This is a genomic window from Pseudoalteromonas sp. AWM4_233 (genome assembly GCF_056158285.1).
Map to the genome: position 1 here is coordinate 352,704 of NZ_JBSWSZ010000001.1, position 17,481 is coordinate 370,184.

At 41.8% G+C, this 17,481-nt stretch carries 17 protein-coding genes; 12 read left to right on the top strand and 5 right to left on the bottom strand.

Annotation, left to right across the window (positions count from 1 at the left end; genetic code table 11):
- The first annotated feature begins 39 nt into the window (after positions 1–39).
- Together rnr and rlmB are read left to right on the top strand one after the other, a co-directional pair.
- On the top strand, positions 40–2,586 hold the full coding sequence (gene rnr / locus ACXAC4_RS01520; protein WP_475158521.1) for a ribonuclease R: 2,547 nt from the start codon (positions 40–42) through the stop codon (positions 2,584–2,586).
- Between the two features lie 5 nt (positions 2,587–2,591).
- Positions 2,592–3,329, top strand: coding sequence for a 23S rRNA (guanosine(2251)-2'-O)-methyltransferase RlmB (gene rlmB, locus ACXAC4_RS01525; RefSeq protein WP_475158522.1), 738 nt, complete (start codon positions 2,592–2,594; stop codon positions 3,327–3,329).
- A 142-nt stretch (positions 3,330–3,471) separates the two neighbouring features.
- On the opposite strand, the gene yjjG is transcribed toward rlmB, so the two are convergent.
- The 3 genes from yjjG to ACXAC4_RS01540 form a co-directional block, all read right to left on the bottom strand.
- On the bottom strand, positions 3,472–4,158 hold the full coding sequence (gene yjjG / locus ACXAC4_RS01530; protein ID WP_475158523.1) for a pyrimidine 5'-nucleotidase: 687 nt from the start codon (positions 4,156–4,158) through the stop codon (positions 3,472–3,474).
- A 7-nt stretch (positions 4,159–4,165) separates the two neighbouring features.
- Positions 4,166–4,702, bottom strand: coding sequence for an inosine/xanthosine triphosphatase (yjjX, locus tag ACXAC4_RS01535; protein ID WP_475158525.1), 537 nt, complete (start codon positions 4,700–4,702; stop codon positions 4,166–4,168).
- Positions 4,703–4,803: 101 nt separating this feature from the next.
- A complete protein-coding gene (locus ACXAC4_RS01540; protein WP_130255511.1) occupies positions 4,804–5,703 on the bottom strand; it encodes a phosphoribulokinase in 900 nt (299 codons plus the stop codon).
- Positions 5,704–5,927: 224 nt separating this feature from the next.
- On the opposite strand from ACXAC4_RS01540, the gene ACXAC4_RS01545 reads away from it, so the two are divergent.
- The 9 genes from ACXAC4_RS01545 (at position 5,928) to ACXAC4_RS01585 (ending at position 13,176) form a co-directional block, all read left to right on the top strand.
- Positions 5,928–6,794, top strand: coding sequence for a hypothetical protein (locus ACXAC4_RS01545; RefSeq protein ID WP_475158527.1), 867 nt, complete (start codon positions 5,928–5,930; stop codon positions 6,792–6,794).
- Positions 6,795–6,869: 75 nt separating this feature from the next.
- Positions 6,870–7,880 (top strand): UDP-glucose 4-epimerase GalE, encoded by a 1,011-nt coding sequence (gene galE / locus ACXAC4_RS01550; RefSeq protein ID WP_475158528.1) that lies wholly within the window; start codon positions 6,870–6,872, stop codon positions 7,878–7,880.
- 175 nt (positions 7,881–8,055) lie between these two features.
- The gene (gene dusA, locus ACXAC4_RS01555; RefSeq protein ID WP_475158530.1) at positions 8,056–9,033 is read left to right on the top strand and encodes a tRNA dihydrouridine(20/20a) synthase DusA; all 978 of its coding nucleotides are present in this window, start codon (positions 8,056–8,058) and stop codon (positions 9,031–9,033) included.
- A 468-nt stretch (positions 9,034–9,501) separates the two neighbouring features.
- Positions 9,502–10,191, top strand: a complete 690-nt coding sequence (locus ACXAC4_RS01560) for a PspA/IM30 family protein (RefSeq protein ID WP_475158531.1) — start codon at positions 9,502–9,504, stop codon at positions 10,189–10,191.
- An 80-nt stretch (positions 10,192–10,271) separates the two neighbouring features.
- Entirely contained in the window at positions 10,272–10,472 is a 201-nt protein-coding gene (locus ACXAC4_RS01565) for a PspC domain-containing protein (protein WP_390446544.1), read from the top strand.
- Positions 10,473–10,510: 38 nt separating this feature from the next.
- A complete protein-coding gene (locus ACXAC4_RS01570; RefSeq protein WP_475158533.1) occupies positions 10,511–10,834 on the top strand; it encodes a hypothetical protein in 324 nt (107 codons plus the stop codon).
- A 77-nt stretch (positions 10,835–10,911) separates the two neighbouring features.
- The gene (locus ACXAC4_RS01575; protein ID WP_475158534.1) at positions 10,912–11,415 is read left to right on the top strand and encodes a copper chaperone PCu(A)C; all 504 of its coding nucleotides are present in this window, start codon (positions 10,912–10,914) and stop codon (positions 11,413–11,415) included.
- Between the two features lie 9 nt (positions 11,416–11,424).
- The gene (locus tag ACXAC4_RS01580) at positions 11,425–12,411 is read left to right on the top strand and encodes a DUF2333 family protein (protein WP_475158535.1); all 987 of its coding nucleotides are present in this window, start codon (positions 11,425–11,427) and stop codon (positions 12,409–12,411) included.
- A 3-nt stretch (positions 12,412–12,414) separates the two neighbouring features.
- Positions 12,415–13,176 (top strand): TIGR04219 family outer membrane beta-barrel protein, encoded by a 762-nt coding sequence (locus ACXAC4_RS01585; RefSeq protein ID WP_475158537.1) that lies wholly within the window; start codon positions 12,415–12,417, stop codon positions 13,174–13,176.
- A gap of 364 nt (positions 13,177–13,540) precedes the next feature.
- On the opposite strand, the gene ACXAC4_RS01590 is transcribed toward ACXAC4_RS01585, so the two are convergent.
- Both ACXAC4_RS01590 and ACXAC4_RS01595 read right to left on the bottom strand, forming a co-directional pair.
- Positions 13,541–14,419 (bottom strand): TIGR03899 family protein, encoded by an 879-nt coding sequence (locus ACXAC4_RS01590; protein ID WP_475158538.1) that lies wholly within the window; start codon positions 14,417–14,419, stop codon positions 13,541–13,543.
- A complete protein-coding gene (locus ACXAC4_RS01595) occupies positions 14,416–14,781 on the bottom strand; it encodes a hypothetical protein (protein WP_475158539.1) in 366 nt (121 codons plus the stop codon). Before ACXAC4_RS01595 ends, ACXAC4_RS01590 begins: the two co-directional genes overlap by 4 nt.
- A 408-nt stretch (positions 14,782–15,189) precedes the next feature.
- Between ACXAC4_RS01595 and ACXAC4_RS01600 the strand changes: the two genes are divergently transcribed.
- Positions 15,190–17,382: a bifunctional diguanylate cyclase/phosphodiesterase gene (locus tag ACXAC4_RS01600; protein ID WP_475158541.1), complete on the top strand. Its 2,193-nt coding sequence runs from the start codon at positions 15,190–15,192 to the stop codon at positions 17,380–17,382.
- Positions 17,383–17,481: the final 99 nt, after the last annotated feature.

Here is a 17,481-nt window from a genome sequence, read left to right on the forward strand (position 1 = left end):
CGTTAGAATAGAGGTAACTTTATTCGAAAATAGCAGTGAATGACAAAACAGGATCCCCATCTCCAACGAGAGCAAGAAAAATACGATAACCCGGTACCAAGCCGCGAGTTTATTTTAGAGCACATCAAAAAAGCCCCAGCGAAAGCCACGACGTTTAGCCATCTTTGTAGCAGTCTTAATGTATTTGAAGAAGACCGACAAATTGCATTTAAGCGTCGCTTGCGTGCAATGGAGCGTGACGGTCAGCTGCATTTTAATAAATTTAAGCGCTACGTGATCCCAACTGACGATGGGTTAGTGAAAGGTCGTGTGATTGGGCATCGTGATGGTTTTGGCTTTTTAGTCGTTGAAGGTGAGCCAAAAGATTGGTTTATTGCTAAACACCAAATGAACTCGGTATTACACGGTGATATCGTACTTGCAAAAGCGGCCAGTCGCGGCAGTGGCGGTAAAGTCGAAGCGCGTATTGTACGTGTACTTGAAAGTGAGCGCGCGCCGATTATTGGCCGTTATTTCGTGGAGTATGGCTCTGCGGTGGTGGTGCCAGAAGATCCAAGGATCACGCAAGATATTATTATTCTGCCAGGCTCCGAAGGCGGTGCACGTCACAACCAAATGGTGCAAGTGGAGATCACTCAGCGTCCAAGTCGTCAAATGAATGCAGTAGGTCGTGTGACTGATGTACTGGGTGACCATATGGCACCGGGCATGGAAATCGAAGTGGCACTTCGTAATCATGATATTCCCCATGAATGGCCTGACAAAGTCGTTGATCAAGTTGCAAAGCACGGCGAATTTGTAGAAGAAGCAGATAAAAAAGGGCGTGTAGATTTACGTCACTTACCGCTAGTGACCATAGACGGTGAAGATGCCCGAGATTTTGATGATGCAGTTTACTGTGAACGTAAGAAGTCAGGTGGTTGGCGTTTATGGGTCGCGATTGCTGATGTCTCGCACTATGTGCCAAAAGGCAGTCCGCTTGATAAAGAAGCGATAGAGCGCGGTAACTCAGTCTATTTCCCTGAGCAAGTGATCCCTATGCTGCCAAAAGTGTTATCAAATGGCCTGTGTTCACTTAATCCGAAAGTAGACCGCCTATGTATGGTCGCAGAAATAACGGTGTCAGAAGCCGGTAATTTATCTGGTTATCGTTTTTACGAAGCGGTGATGAATTCACATGCACGACTGACTTACACCAAAGTACACAGCATTTTGCAAGGCGATGAAGTGCTACGTGAGCAATATGCAGAGCAAGTGCCGCATCTCACTGATTTGCACCAAATGTATATGGCCCTTAAGTCTTCTCGCCAGCAGCGCGGGGCAATTGAGTTTGAAACGGTTGAAACGCGTTTTGTGTTTAACGCACATCGTAAGATTGAATCAATCGTACCTGTCGTCCGTAATGATGCACACAAACTCATTGAAGAGTGTATGATTTTAGCAAACGTCGCAGCAGCTAAATTGCTTGAAAAGCATGAAGCGCCAGCACTGTATCGTGTACATGACGAGCCAGATCAAGAAAAACTGAGTCATTTTAGACAGTTCTTAAATGACTTGGGTATTGAAAGTAACCTTGCTAACGACCCATCTCCGTTAGAGTTGACCGAAGCACTCGCACAATTGGGTGAGCGCCCAGAGCAAGAGCTGATTCAAACCATGTTGCTCCGCTCAATGAAACAAGCGGTTTATCAGCCTGATAACATCGGTCACTATGGTTTGGCATTAAAAGCCTATGCGCATTTTACTTCGCCAATCCGACGTTATCCTGATCTGGTTGTGCACCGTGCGATCAAAGCTATTTTAGCATCTCAAGGTCAGCAAACATCTGGCGAATATGCTTATGAAAATGATGAAGCCGATCAGTTGGGTGAACAGTGTTCAATGACCGAGCGTCGTGCAGACGATGCGACTCGCGAAGTAGCCGACTGGCTGAAATGTGAGTTTATGCAAGATCATGTTGGCAGTGAGTTTAGCGGTGTAGTTTCATCAGTCACTAATTTTGGCTTATTCGTTCGTCTAGATGAGCTACAAATCGATGGCATGATCCATGTGTCGACACTGGGTAATGAGTTCTTCCATTTTGATGGCGCGAAACATTGCCTTGTGGGTGAGCACAGTCATCAGGTTTATCGCTTAGGTGATAAGTTACAAGTACAAGTATCGTCAGTCAGTTTAGATGAACGCCGCATCAATCTGGTGCTTGCGGGTGAGTTAGTACAAGACCGCTATGCACGCCGAAGAGCTAAGCCTTCAACAAGTCGCTCGACAGATAAACCGAGTCGTAAACCAAGCGTGCGAGAGCAGCTTAAAGCAGGTAAAATCCCGGGTAAATCGACTAAGTCGGGTGAGCAAGCGAGTGAAACTCGAGGCGAGAGCCATGATGGCAAGCGCAGCTCAAAACGTAACGAACAAGGTAAAAAGCCTAAAAAAGGCAAAAAGACGACGCCAAAAGGCAAACTAAAAAAAGCCAAGAAGGCAGCACTCGATAACCCAACGGGTGCTAAAAAGTCTAAAAAGACCAAAGCAAAGAAAACGCGCCCAGGTAAAAATGCCCGCAAGCGTAATAAACCGAGCGCAGGAGAGTAAAGACAGTGAGCAGTGAATTAATTTTTGGTTTTCATTCTATTGAAGCGATTTTAGCGAATGAACCTGAGCGCTTTTTAGAGATCTTTGCATTAAAAGGTCGTGAAGATAAGCGTTTGAATCCTGTAATTAATGAAGCGCGTAAATTTGGCATTTCAGTGCAATTTATGCAGCGTAAAGCGTTAGATAACAAAGCCAAAGGTGAGCAGCACCAAGGTATTATGGCACGCGTAAAACCTGCGCGTCAGTATAGTGAAAAAGATCTTGATGAGATTATTGCCCGTGAAGCAACACCTTTCTTTCTAGTTTTAGATGGTGTTACTGATCCACATAATCTAGGTGCATGTTTGCGTAGTGCAGATGCGGCTGGAGTACATGGCGTGATTGTGCCAAAGGATAAGTCAGCAAAGCTTAACGGTACAGCCCGTAAAGTTGCTTGTGGTGCAGCGGAAACCGTACCTCTTATTCAAGTAACTAACCTTGCGCGTACATTACGTGACATTAAAGAAGCTGGTGTATGGGTTGTTGGTACTGCAGGTGAAACCGATACCCATGTGTTCGATGCGAACCTAACTGGCCCGATGGCCATTGTGATGGGGGCAGAAGGTGACGGCATGCGCCGTTTAACGCGCGAGCATTGCGATGTGTTAGTTAAAATCCCAATGGTTGGTACGGTATCAAGTTTGAACGTATCAGTAGCAACGGGAATTTGTTTATTTGAAGTGCTACGTCAACGTAGTCTTTAATAAACCAGAACATCACATGAAAAAGCACGATTGATATCGTGCTTTTTTGTGTCTGCACGTGGCATAAAGCCAAGCCTACAGACAGTTTTCAGCTGTGGATTTGTAGGCGCGATTTTATATCGCGCAATGTTTAAACCCTTACCTATGCAGCAATTTTATCAGCTAATAACTCTGCTAATTCATACAAGGAACTAACCGTATAGGTTGGCTCAATCCCGTCTTTACCTTCAACACCTGCATGTTGTAACCAACAGCTATCAATGCCAAAACGATTTGCACCTAGCACATCGCTTTCTAAGGTATCACCTACCATCAGCACCTTACTTTTATCTGGATTACCAAGCTTTGCTAATGCTGCGGCGAAAGGTTCAGGTGCGGGCTTTGCCTTGCCTATTTGCTCAGAAATGATCAAAGCTTCAAAGTAATCGGCAAAGCCAGTATGTGCTAAACGCTTTTGCTGTAACTTGTTAAAACCATTGGTGATGATCCCAAGTTTCACTTTGCCATGTAATGATTCAAGCAGGGCTTTTGCGCCTAACAATGGCTGACAGATCTCCGCCATGGCATCTAAAAATGCGTCGTTTAATTCTTGAGGATTAACGTTGAGCTCTTCCGCTAACTTTGTGAAGCGAGTGACTTGCAACGTTTCAGCGTTAATCTCACCATTTTGATATTGCACCCAAAGCGCTGCGTTATCGTCTTTATACCCTTGGTAATCTTGCTCACTGAATTCAACACCGTAGTTTAATAACATGGTTTTCAAACCTAGATAGGCGTTGAAGCTAAATAGGGTTTCGTCGGCATCAAATAAAATATGTGTGTACTGCATCGTGCTATCACTTATTGTAGAGTTTAGGATGATTAAATGGCGCCATCGCAAGTAATAAAGCTTGTGTATAGCTACTTTCACGGGTTGCTAGATGATTGGTTAGTAAACCAATTGCACCGCCTTTTTGTTTGATGTTTTCGGTATTGAATAAATCATCCATCACATGGCCCAACTCCTCACCCGCCAGTAATTTATCATAAACTGATTGTGGTAGAGGCAAGTTGCAACTACGACCTATGCTGGTGTGTTTTCCGTTTGAAATTACCACAAAGGCAAAAGTGGCTGGACCATAGCTAAACTGATTTGCACCGCCTTCCATTGCACAGTAAAAGTCTGCTTGCTGATGTTTTATAAGATGCTTAACGCGGTTTTCAGCACCGATACGAGTATCGTCTTCTCCTAAAGGTTGATCGGGTACACCACTGGGGGCATGCATACCTTGGCAATCAAGCGTGTGCTCAGGAAAGTACTGTGTGAAAATTTCTTTGGCAGCGGCCACTTTGACCGGATTTTGTGAGCCAACAAGTATTTTTAAAGAAGGCATTATTCCGTGCTCCTTTTATCAGTTGAGCAACTAGTCTAATGTTTTATGAGCGACTTAACTATGTTTTAAATGTTAGAAATAATGAATAGTTAAACTGATCCCTAGATAGGTAAATCAACCGGTGCCATATTCTCCAGAGCCCGTTTTTTTACCAGCAGATCTTTTATCAGCGGAGTTAAGACGAGTTCCATCGCGAGACCCATCTTTCCACCTGGGACAACCAAGGTATTAACTCGAGACATAAAGCTGCCATCTATCATTTGCAAGTAATAAGGAAAATCTACGTTGTCGATGCCGCGAAAGCGAATAACCACAAAGCTTTCATCGAGAGAAGGGATATCTTTGGCGCTAAATGGATTTGAGGTATCAACTGTTGGTACGCGCTGAAAGTTAATGTGTGTGCGAGAAAACTGTGGCGTAATATGGGTAATGTAATCATCCATACTTCGAACAATAGAGGTCATCACAGCTTCACGAGAATGGCCACGCTCATTAGTATCGCGGATCATTTTTTGGATCCACTCAAGGTTAACAATAGGTACCATGCCAATCAGTAAATCAACATGCTTCGCAACGTCGTGTTCATCAGTTACTACACCACCATGTAACCCTTCGTAAAACAACATGTCAGAGTTAGGCTCTAAATCTTGATAGGGGGTGAAGGTGCCTGGGAGTTGGTTATAAGGCACGGCTTCATCAAAGGTGTGTAAATAGCGTCTTAGTTTACCTGTGCCATGCTCACCATATTCAGCAAATAAGGTTTCAAGACCAGCAAAGTCATTGGCCTCTTGACCAAAGTAACTAATATGTTTGCCTTCTTGCAGCGCTTCTCGCTTTAGCTTGTCCATTTCTGGGCGAGTGAAACGATGAAAACTATCACCCTCTACAAAAGCGGCATTCGCCTCAAGGCTACGGAAAATATGTTTAATCGCATTGGTGGTAGTGGTAGTGCCAGCACCTGAGCTACCAGTTATCGCAATGATTGGGTGTTTTTGAGACATATTAACCTGCTGATGTAGTTTTTTATAAGCGCAAATCGGTAATTTACTTGTTTGATGTTACCTGAAGGTTAAGAGATAGCAAGCATTTCAAATTCAGTATGCTTAGAGTGCTTTGGTTGTGTTTTGTTTTTGGTGAAATGCAAAAGCCTCGTTATGATAGAAACATATTTCCGCTCATTTGCTAAAAAGAGCAATAAAAAAGCATGACCAATTAAGGGATTTCCATGTATAAAAAAATGGCTTTAGCTGTCAGTTGCAGTTTAGTTTTCACTGGTTCAGTACTCGCAAATACGTTCCCTAGTAGCCAGATTTATTTGGCGACAGAACTTGAAAATGGCATTAAGGTGAAACCAATCACGGGTGCAAAGGGTTACCACAATCAACCCTTAGTGACAGAAGACGGCATATATTTTACGCAATCGGTCACTGACGGTGATAAAAGTCAGATGGACTTATTCTTCTATGATTTCAAAAAAGCCAACGCTGAGAATTTAACGAACTCGCCGGTTTCTGAGTACTCACCGACGTTATATCCCCATGAAGCGGGTTTATCTAGTATTGTTGTTGAAGCTGATGGTAAACAGAAATTATGGTTTTATCCATTCGATAAAAGCCAAGCACCAAAACGCATTTTTGACCACATTGAACCGGTTGGTTATCACGCATGGGGCAAGACTGAAGATTTAGTGATGTTTATCCTCGGTGAGCCACATACACTGCAGTACACAGATTTAACTGGTCATTTACCGAAAGTAGTTGCGGGTGATATTGGCAGAAGTTTGGCGTTTAACGAAAAACGTTCGCTTTACTCGTTCACGTATCAAGAAGGTAACCAGCATTGGTTTGCGACTTTCTCGCCTAACACCCAGCAAGTTAAACAACACTTTGTGATGCCACAGCAAGTGCGAGATTACACCTGGATTGATTCAGATACTGTTGCTTATGCCATTGATAACCGTATTTATACACGCAATATTGAGCAGCCTAAGCAAGTGTCTCAATGGCATAACTTTACTTCGTATTGTGACTCGCAAATTACCCGATTAAGTTATAAGCAAGGAAAAATGGCATTTGTTTGTCAAAAATTGTAATTCTCAAAGCAATCTTTTTTGATGTTAGTTACAATTAACCAATTATATTTAGGATAAACATTTTAAGGGCTAGTGATGGCAATTTTAGTAACAGGTGGTGCGGGTTATATTGGTTCCCATACGGTTTTAGAACTACTAAATCAAGGCGACGAAGTGATTGTTGTCGATAATTTAAGTAATTCATCGTCAGAATCATTAAAGCGTGTTGCTGAGATCACAGGTAAAGAAGCAACTTTTTACCAAGGTGATATTTTAGATAAAGCATTCTTAGATTCGGTATTTGCAAAGCACAGCGTAGATCAAGTGATCCACTTTGCAGGCTTAAAAGCGGTGGGTGAGTCTGTTCAAAAGCCAATTGAGTACTACCAAAATAACGTACAAGGCACACTAAGTTTACTCGATGCGATGCGCGACGCGGGTGTGTTTAAGTTAGTATTTAGCTCATCGGCTACCGTTTATGGCGACCCAGCAAGCTTACCTATTCGTGAAGACTTCCCGGTGGGTGGTACTACTAACCCTTATGGCACGTCTAAGTTGATGGTTGAAATGGTGCTACAAGATGTCGCCAAATCTGACCCACGTTGGGCGTTTGCTATTTTACGCTACTTCAATCCTGTCGGCGCGCATAAGTCAGGCCGTATTGGTGAAGATCCAAATGGTATTCCTAATAACTTACTACCTTACATTTCACAGGTAGCAGTGGGTAAATTAGCGCAACTCGGTGTTTTTGGTGACGACTACGATACCAAAGACGGCACTGGTGTTCGTGACTATATTCATGTTGTCGATTTAGCTATTGGTCATTTAAAGGCGTTAAATAAAATCAACGCAGAAGCTGGCGCACATATCTACAATCTAGGTACAGGTAATGGCTACTCAGTATTCGAAATGGTCACCGCTTTTGAGAAAGCAGCCAACAAGCCAGTACCATATGAAGTTAAAGCGCGTCGCCCTGGTGACATCGCAGCATGTTACGCAGCACCAGAAAAAGCCCTCAACGAGCTGGGGTGGCAAGCTGACCGCGGTATCGACGAAATGATGGAAGATACTTGGCGCTGGCAAAGCAATAACCCGAGCGGGTATTAATGCTTTTACGATAGCCATGTCATATATTCTAAAACGGTCACATCATGTGGCCGTTTTTATATCTATTAATGAATGGTATAATTTGCAGCTACTTTTGGGCCCTGCCTAATTCAAACCTTATACAATCAAAGCAGCTAAATGCTTTGCATAAAGATCATATAGTTAGAGGTAATTTGTGACGACTCAAGCACTAGACCGCCGTTTTTCTGTTGCACCTATGCTGGATTGGACTGACCGTCATTGCAGAACTTTCCATAGAAAATTGTCTAAACATGCGGTGCTGTATACAGAAATGATCACGACCGGTGCCATTTTATTTGGTAAAGGTGATTATTTGGCGTTTGGTGAGCATGAATTACCTGTGGCACTGCAGCTAGGTGGCTCAGACCCTGAAGCATTGGCAAAGTGTGCTAAGAAAGCCGATGAATATGGTTATAGCGAGATTAACCTAAATGTAGGTTGTCCTTCTGATCGTGTGCAAAACGGTCGTTTTGGTGCGTGTTTAATGGCTGAACCGCAGCTGGTGGCTAAGTGTGTTGCTGCCATGAAAGCGCAAACTGATGTGCCCGTGACGGTAAAAACACGCATTGGTATTGATGAGCAAGATAGCTATGAGTTTTTAACCACGTTGATTGAAGCGGTTAAAGATGTGGGTTGTGATGATTTTATCATCCATGCGCGTAAGGCTTGGTTACAGGGGTTAAGTCCAAAAGAAAACCGTGAGATCCCACCGCTTGATTATCCGCGTGTATACCAGTTGAAAAAAGATTACCCAGATTTACACATAAGTATTAATGGTGGCGTTAAAACCATTGAAGAATGTCAGCATCATTTAACGCATATTGATGGGGTGATGGTCGGTCGAGAAGCTTACAGCAACCCATTTATGCTATCTCAGGTCGATGAGCTGTTGTACGGTGGTGAAGCGTTTACACAAACGCGGCATGAAGTGGTTCGTAGCATGTATGATTACTTTGAAGCGCAAATGAGTGAAGGCGCGAATTTCTGGCATATTGCTCGTCACATGTTAGGTATTTTCCAAAACCAACCGGGTGCGCGAGGGTATCGTCGTCACTTATCAGAAAATGGCCATAAAAAAGGTTCTGGTATCGAGGTAATGGAAAAAGCACTGACATTCGTGCCGGAACTTTAAAGTTTTAGAGTTAAAAAAATAAAGAAGCCGCTAAATCAGCGGCTTCTTTATTTTTATATTCGATGACTTTAATTTTCGTGTAAAAGTACGCGGGATAAACCCGCGTCTACATGTCTAGATTTTTCTGTTGTTGGATTGTCATCCAGGCGAAGGTCAGGATCCAATATTGATAAGATAGACCCTGAAATAAATTCAGGGTGACAAAAATTTAGGTTTATCCTGATAACTCGCAACTCGCAACTCGCAACTCGCAACTCGCAACTCGCAACTCGCAACTCGCAACTCGCTAACTACTCCCCACTGATTAAATTGACTACTTTTTAGTTTATTTAACTAAATCATGAAATTTGTCTCTTCTATAAAAACTCCCAAAAATCATTAAGCTTATGTTTTTATTTGCTTTTATCTTTTGGCACAAAGATTGGAATAGCTCTAGTAACCCAATTGCCAAATGCATAGGAGCAGAACATGGCCTTAATCGACAGAATTGAAGATCTTATTAAATCAGAAATTAATGCGTTTTTAGACAAAGCAGAAGATCCACAAAAAATGACTGCGCAGATTGAGAGTGAGTTACAAGATGCCTTGGCTGAGTGTCGTTCAACTGCTGCACAGATCATCGCAGAGCAGAAAGGCTTATCCCGCCAGCATGATGACTTTGTAAAAGGTATCGAACGTTGGCAGCAGCAAGCAGAGCTAGCGGTAAGTAAAGGTCGTGATGATCTAGCAAAATCGGCACTTATCGAAAAGCAAAAGCTTGTAGATGCTCAGGAAGACAACAAAAAGCAAGCGGCACAATTAGAAGACGCGCTGCACAAGCTGAATGAAGATGCCGCTAGGCTAAGTAATAAAATTGCTGAGGTAAAAGCAAAACAGCAGCAATTTTACAGAGCACAAAATAGTGCATTAGCAAGGTTAAAAGTACGTAGCACGTTAAATAGTGAAGAAGTACAAAATGTTTGCGCACGCTTTTCACAATTAGAGCAAAAAGTGGAGCGTATCGAAGCACAAGTTGAAAGCTACGATATTGGTAAAAATGATGTTTATCAAGAATTCAAACAAATGGAACAAGACGAAAAGCTGAGTGAAGAGCTGGCTGCACTGAAGCAAAAAGTGTCAGACAAGCAGGCTTCAGAAGCATCAACTTCTGCGCAGTAACCAGAAGTTTGCTAGGTATTAATTCGTTTTGATAGGCTCGGCGCAACGAGGCGCCTCCCTAATTTTTCAGGAGTAAGGTTATGAATATGCAACAAACAACGAAAACATGTCGTCGTATTTTAGCGAGAAAGAAAATTGCAGGTGTATGTGCTGGGCTAGCAGAACGTTTTGATTTACCAGTATGGCTAACTCGAGTATTAACTTTGTTGGTATTTTTGAAGTTCCCAATGATGACGGTGATGGCATACGGATTATGCGCTGTACTGTGGCCAAAGCAGTAATTGCTAGATATTAAGTTGTAAAGGTGTAGGAGGTAATTATGAAAACAGCATTGATTTTATTAGCAGCATTACTATTTATTAGCGCATTAAGCTGGGTTCAAACACCTGTTATGTTCTTTGCGATGCCAGAATTTATTTGGGAAATAAGCTGGGTCGGTATCGAGCTATTCGCGCTTTTAGCTGGCATTATTGCTGTGATCGCGCTGGTGGCATTAGTGAGTGTCGGAGTAATTGGATTGGTGTTGGTTGTGCTCATTGGGCTAGTGTTAGCATTATTATTTAATTCCATCTTTATTGCTTTGCCATTACTTATGTTAGTTGGATTAGCTTGGTTACTTAAGGAAGAGTCTCCTGTATATTAGATCTCTACCAGATCAAAGGGTTTCTTGATTTTTCATGCTATGATGTTGCAAGTTAAACTTTTTTCAAAGGAATAAGCATGTTATTAAGAAACCTTTCTCTGGCGGCGGCACTATTACTTTCTGGTTTATCGCAGGCACATGAAGGCCATAGTCACGATCATAGTCATGTACAAAAAGAACTCATGGTGACAGATGCTCAAATTCGTACATTCTTACCGGCGGCAAAATCAACTGCAGCTTATTTCACCATTCATAACCCGATGGATAAATCAGTTTTTCTAAAGAAAGCAACGATTCGTGGTATTGGGCGTGTTGAGATCCATGAGCATGTTCACAAGAATGGCATGATGCGCATGCAAAGAGTCGAATCAGTTGAATTACCTGCGAATCAACAAATAATGTTTCAACCAGGTGGTTTTCATTTAATGGCTTTTGAGCCTGAGCATACATTAAAGGCCGGTGAAAAGCGCAAGTTGACGTTATATTTTGATAACGGCGATAGGCTGTATAGTTTTGTAGAAGTTGTATCTTTGAAAGATACTTTTGAAAAGCCAAAAAATTCTCATCATAACCACCATTAAGGAGGGTTTATGCAACAGCATTTAGGAAAAATTGCAGGCGGGTTTGCAGGTTTAGTTGTAATCGGCTATTTAATCGCGGTTTACTGGAGCTTTGAACCTGCGGCATTCAATGTCGTTGAAAAGGCGAAGCACACTGCTGAGCAGCAACAAGTTAAATTAGTTCCAGGTTATGTCACGTCAACAGCGCTTATTGAAGTAAGTGAGACCTTGCTAAATAAGCCAGGTGGATATTTATCAAATGATAAAATGCCACCGAGCTTATTAATGGATAATATGCCAGCGTGGGAGTATGGTGCCCTTGAAATGGTACGTGACTTGGCTCTGTCGATGCGAAAAGACTTCAGCCGTTCTCAATCTCAATCTACAGAACACCCAGCGCTAAAAAAAGCTCAGCCACAATTTAACATCAGCTCAACAGCTTGGATTTGGCCAAGTGCAGAAGGCGAGTATCAAGTAGGGATCGAGCAATTAAAGCTGTACCGCGCACAGATTGCGAATCCTCAAGATAGAGAGAGCCAGTTTTATGCTCGTGCAGATAATCTACGCGGCTGGTTAAAAGAAGCTGAAAAACGTTTGGGTAGCTTAAGTCAAAGATTAAGCGCAAGTGTAGGGCAAGATAGAGTTAATACAGATCTCGCTGGTGACTCAGCTGCAAACCAAGCGACCAGTGCACCCAGTCATCATGTAGTGAAAACATCATGGTGGAAAATTGACGATGTTTTTTATGAGTCGCGCGGCGCAACTTGGGCATTATTGCACTTTTTAAAAGCAGTAGAACATGATTTTGCTGATGTACTTGAGAAAAAGAATGCTAAAGTTAGTTTACAGCAAATTATTCGCGAGCTTGAGTCAACGCAAGAAACTGTTTGGAGTCCTATGATTTTAAATGGTAATGGCTTTGGTTTTGTTGCTAACCACTCGCTGGTAATGGCAAACTATATATCAAGAGCAAATGCAGCTCTTATTGAACTCAGTGAACTTCTAGCGCAAGGATAAAAAATGAAAAAGTACTGTTTAGCTGCAGCATTATCAATGGCTTTCTTAGCACCAGTTGCAAAAGCAGATATGTTGTTAGGTTTATATGTAGGGGCTGACGGCTGGCAGAGTGAAAACTCAGGTAGTTTTGCAGGCAAAGGTCAGGCAGAAAATTTCAACTTTGAAGATAAGACATTCTCAAGCTACTATGCAGCGTTCGAGCACCCTGTGCCGTTAATTCCAAACATTAAGCTGAAGTACACACAATTAGAGTTAGATGGTAAAACAACTCTAAATGAAACATTTGAGTTCGATGGTCAAGACTTCACTGTGGGCACTGAAGCAAATCTGATGACAGATTTCAGCCACATGGATTACACGCTTTATTATGAGTTATTTGATAACGATTTAGTGTCTTTTGATTTTGGTGTAACGGTAAAGCATTTTGATGGTGATGCAACAGTACAAGGTACGGTTGCAGGTCAGTCAAGAACGGAGACGATTGATTTCTCAGCGCCAATTCCACTAGGCTACTTACGTGGTGAAGTTGGCTTACCATTAACTGGCTTGAGCGTTTTTGCTGAAGGTAATCTATTGGCAATCGACGATAGTAAAATTCAAGATTACCAAGTAGGTATCGCTTGGGAAGTGATTGACAATCTAGCGGTTGATGTGGCGATCCGTGCAGGTTATCGTTCATTTATTATTGAGTTAGATGATGTAGATGACATCAGCACTGATTTAGAAGCATCTGGCCCATTTGCGGGTATTCAGGTTCACTTCTAAGGTTTGAAAGCTAAATGTAACGAGTTGGCGAGTTAAAAGTTAGCGAGTTACAGGCAGTGAATATATGTAGGCGCGGGTTTATCCCGCGCTTTTTTGTGCGTGACATAAAGTCAGCGCCTACAATGGTGCAAAATATACGTTGCGAAGCAAGGTTACTTTTATGCAAGGTGAAATGAGCAATTTTAGCCGCCGCAATGGAGTGCTCTATTTGTAGTTTTGTAGGACATTATTTATGGCGTCAATTTAAAAACTTTGTTGCGCTAAAGCACAACCAACAGGTGATTGAGTTTAGTGACATATAAGCCGTTATTTATAGCGAGCTTTAAATCATACTTTGATTCTCAACGAGCAAATGGTCATTTGCTTACTGCGTCCACTCAAAGTTAAACTCTTCCTGCATTGCTTGCTCTAATAACAGCTTATACTGTTTATTTACCGGTGCGGTGATCAGGCGTTTTAGCTCTTCCCCTGTTTGAGTCAGTTTGTAATAACTTAAAACCAGCTCATTGCTTTTGGCTGTCAACGTTAATTTTTGACCTTGAAAGCTTAAACTAAAACTCTGCCCTTGCTTTAGGCTTGGAGATTCTATTTCTTTTCTGTACATCAAACCAATATCCATCAAAGTGAGAATGTTGGGAAAACTCAAACCTGATTGGGCTAAATTAATAGATTCTTTATTTCCTTTACGTAAAAGGTCAAAAAAAGACGGTTTTTTATAGTAGCCCAGCATAATTAGGTAGCTGCCTTCATGCTCAACAAAACCACATAAAGGCGCACATTTTTGTAATGCGTTGGCTTCTTTTTGGGTCATTTGTTTAAGCGTTTGTAGGCTTTTTATTGAAAATGTACCTGGAGATAGGGTCTCACCTACTAAAATCTTAGCCCATAAAGTTTGCATAGCCTGGTTGGTAATATCTTCAGCAAGTGCAATAAAATGTTCGAGCCAATCGGGATCAGGGCGACCTTTACTGACTACATCAGGGCATAGACTTAAGGCACCAGCCATAATGGCTTCAATGTTAATTTGTCGCTGTATTTTTTGTAGTTGCTGCCTTTTCAGTGCGCGTTTGAGTGCTGAGTTATTCGATTGTACAGAGTACTCGACGGTGCGTTTGCCTTGTGCTGAGTATTCAGGTTGGTCAGGTGCTTTTTTAAAAGAAGCCTTCTTTACCATTGGGTAACCAAGCTTTTCTTCAATCAGCAAAGCGAGATTTGCTTTAGAATTCGCCTTCTTTACCGTCATTGCATGTCCTTATCAGCAAGTTGAATATGTGAACGTAAATTATTTATGCTGGAAGTAAACATTTTATCGGCCAGTGAACGAATATATAAAACAATAATACCCCCACTCACCGTAGAATGAATGGTGCCCTTCAATGAGTGGTTTATAGTTAATTCATTATCATTGTGAATGAGGCTTAAGCTTCCAAGCAATGCATGCTCATTGTTGATCAAGATAGAGTACTGTAGTTGGCTTTGAGATATTTCAGTAATAGTGATCTCAATATCAGCGCTCGAGGTTTGTAAAAATACATTTGCGCCTAAAGTATTGCTTGGAGATGAAATATCAATACTGAGCTTTGAGCTGAACTTATCCCATGCCATAAGCTGAGGCCAGAGTTTCAAGTCAAATAGGAGGGGCCTTACTTGTTCATCAGAGCCTCTGAGGTCGCTTGTTTGCTGAATACTAAAATGCCGTGGTAAAAATACCAGTACCAGAAGCACAAGCACCATAGTTAGTAAGCTAAACTTTAACGTTTTGGCACGAATAGAAATAACGGCACTCCTCGAATGATATTGGCTAGTTTTACTTTTATTTCGATAAGATAGTCTATACTAATTCAATGACCTAAATAAATAAGTTGCAATTCAGCAATTGATGTTGAAGTCATTAGGGTTTACCTCAGCTAACAATTAAGATATACCTTAAGCAAGCGAACATACCCACTTCATTTACGTTTTATTAAAAATAATAAAACTTTAACTAAAGCGGTAGAAGTTGAAGGAATTTGAATGGCGTCTGAGCAAGATGACTTTTTGTTTTTAGATCATGAAGATGATGCACCAGAAAGTAATGAGCCACAGGGCTTTTGGGATATTCTGGTTGTGGACGATGATCCTGAAATACACTCTGTGACCAAACTTGCTTTATCTGGCGTTGAGTTTTGGGGCAAGGCGTTGCGCTTTCATCATGCTTATTCGGGTGAAGAGGCGATTCACGAGTTAATCCACCATCCTGAAATATGCTTATTACTACTTGATGTGGTAATGGAGTCAGACGACGCAGGTCTTAAAGTTGTCAAAAAAGTTCGAGACGATCTCGATAATCACAATGTTCGAATTATTCTAAGAACGGGCCAACCAGGGCATGCGCCTGAAGAGCAAGTTATTCGTGAATACGACATCAATGACTACAAAATGAAAACCGAGCTTACGCGAAGTAAGCTAGTGACGTCATTAATGACCGCTTTGCGTTCGTTTCAACAAATATGTGAGCTAGAAGCCCAAAGTGAAGGTTTAACGAATATTTTAAGTGCCTCCAATGCGATTTTAGGGCACAACAATATCAGTGGTTTTAGTCAGGCTGTGGTGATGCAGTTAGCTAATATTTTAGCGAATGACGCCAATGGCTTTGTATGTGCTCAAGTTTCAGGTACTAATTCATTGGTTTTGTTAGGTGGCACAACGCAATATCACGAGTTTATAGGGCAAGGTGTTGAGCAACTTGATAATGGCCGTGCGATTATGCAGGTCAAAACTTGCATTGAGCAGCAATGTCATCAACAAACAGAACATGACCTCACGCTATTCCTTGAAAAAAACAATGAACAGGCGGCGATTTTTATTGAACTAGCTTTACCTCCGATGCCGCGGCAAATTCAGTTCGCTGAGATCTTCTTAGCCAACGTCAGTGTAGGCTTAGATAACATTAAGCTATTCAGCCAAATCAGAGAAGTCGCATATAAAGACCCCTTAACAAAGTTAGCAAATCGCACTAGCTTTGTAGAGCACTTAGAGAAAACACCTTGTGACGAGGGTTTATCTTTAATTTTGTTAGACATTGCTCAGTTCTCAGACATCAATAATGGCTTAGGGCAAGAAGTGGGCAATCAGTTATTGATGGCAGTGATGCAGCGTCTAGAGCAAGATATTCCTAATGCAAAAGCCTTAGCTAGAATTGGCGCTGACGTTTTTGCGTTTTTACTACCGACCAGCTCTTTTAATGAAGAGTTGCTCGTTGATGCCCTTACTATTCCTTATCAGTTAAAAGAGCACTTATTGTCTATTCACTTTCATATTGGCTTATGTAAATGTGAAGACTTCAGTGACACAGGTCTAGAAACCTTGAAAAAAGGGTATATAGCACTTAACCAAGCAAAACAGAGCCACAAGGTGTTTGATTGGTATACATCAGACTTAGAAGAAAAAATGGCATGGCGTCTAGGTTTGATCAGGCAATTGAGAAGTGATTTCGAGCAACACAAATTAGAAGTCTGGTACCAGCCACAATTTTCTTTAAAAACCCAGCAAATTATAGGTTGTGAGGCTTTATTACGTTGGCCATCGGGAAATGGACGCTATATTTCCCCAGGTATTTTTGTGCCGCTAGCTGAAAGCTCAGGTTTGATTGTTGAAATAGGACAGTGGGTGCTTGAGCAAGCTTGTCAGCAGCAAAAACGCTTTGCTCAATTGGGGCTGGATATCTGTGTCGCTGTAAATGTGTCCGTACCTCAATTTAAAACACCCGATTACGCTAAAACAGTGATTAATACTCTAGAGCAATATCAGGTGCCAAGTAGCAGAATAGAGCTTGAGGTCACAGAAAGTGTTGTGATGGACGAAATTGGAAGCGTCATCGATACGTTAGACGAGTTAAAACGTTATGGTATTGAAGTGGCCATCGATGACTTTGGTACTGGTTTTTCTTCGCTAAGCTATTTACAGAAGCTGCCTTTATCTCGCCTCAAAATCGATAGAGCTTTCGTTAAAGACATTCCTGAGAGCGATACTGGCGCGATCGCCGAATTAATCGTATCCCTAGGTAAAAATCTCGGTTTGAAAACCATTGCTGAAGGCGTTGAAACGCAAGTTCAGTTAGAGCGTTTACAGCAAATGGGCTGTGATGAAATTCAAGGCTTCTTACTCGGTAAGCCAATGCCGGTTGATGAACTAATGCTGTTTGCTCAGAATAAGCTTGGCTCTTAGGTTTTACTTTCAACCCTTATTTTTAAATTATCGAAAAAATTAAAGGATACACTTTTAATGTAGGCCGTCATTTATGGTGACAATATTAACTGTTTTAGC

What these genes read in the sequence shown, in the direction of transcription:
- rnr (WP_475158521.1), top strand. Translation starts at nt 40, where the DNA reads ATGACAAAACAGGATCCCCATCTCCAACGAGAGCAAGAAAAATACGAT.
- yjjG (WP_475158523.1), bottom strand. Translation starts at nt 4,158, where the DNA reads ATGCAGTACACACATATTTTATTTGATGCCGACGAAACCCTATTTAGC.
- yjjX (WP_475158525.1), bottom strand. Translation starts at nt 4,702, where the DNA reads ATGCCTTCTTTAAAAATACTTGTTGGCTCACAAAATCCGGTCAAAGTG.
- ACXAC4_RS01540 (WP_130255511.1), bottom strand. Translation starts at nt 5,703, where the DNA reads ATGTCTCAAAAACACCCAATCATTGCGATAACTGGTAGCTCAGGTGCT.
- ACXAC4_RS01545 (WP_475158527.1), top strand. Translation starts at nt 5,928, where the DNA reads ATGTATAAAAAAATGGCTTTAGCTGTCAGTTGCAGTTTAGTTTTCACT.
- galE (WP_475158528.1), top strand. Translation starts at nt 6,870, where the DNA reads ATGGCAATTTTAGTAACAGGTGGTGCGGGTTATATTGGTTCCCATACG.
- ACXAC4_RS01560 (WP_475158531.1), top strand. Translation starts at nt 9,502, where the DNA reads ATGGCCTTAATCGACAGAATTGAAGATCTTATTAAATCAGAAATTAAT.
- ACXAC4_RS01565 (WP_390446544.1), top strand. Translation starts at nt 10,272, where the DNA reads ATGAATATGCAACAAACAACGAAAACATGTCGTCGTATTTTAGCGAGA.
- ACXAC4_RS01570 (WP_475158533.1), top strand. Translation starts at nt 10,511, where the DNA reads ATGAAAACAGCATTGATTTTATTAGCAGCATTACTATTTATTAGCGCA.
- ACXAC4_RS01575 (WP_475158534.1), top strand. Translation starts at nt 10,912, where the DNA reads ATGTTATTAAGAAACCTTTCTCTGGCGGCGGCACTATTACTTTCTGGT.
- ACXAC4_RS01580 (WP_475158535.1), top strand. Translation starts at nt 11,425, where the DNA reads ATGCAACAGCATTTAGGAAAAATTGCAGGCGGGTTTGCAGGTTTAGTT.
- ACXAC4_RS01585 (WP_475158537.1), top strand. Translation starts at nt 12,415, where the DNA reads ATGAAAAAGTACTGTTTAGCTGCAGCATTATCAATGGCTTTCTTAGCA.
- ACXAC4_RS01590 (WP_475158538.1), bottom strand. Translation starts at nt 14,419, where the DNA reads ATGACGGTAAAGAAGGCGAATTCTAAAGCAAATCTCGCTTTGCTGATT.
- ACXAC4_RS01595 (WP_475158539.1), bottom strand. Translation starts at nt 14,781, where the DNA reads ATGGCATGGGATAAGTTCAGCTCAAAGCTCAGTATTGATATTTCATCT.
- ACXAC4_RS01600 (WP_475158541.1), top strand. Translation starts at nt 15,190, where the DNA reads ATGGCGTCTGAGCAAGATGACTTTTTGTTTTTAGATCATGAAGATGAT.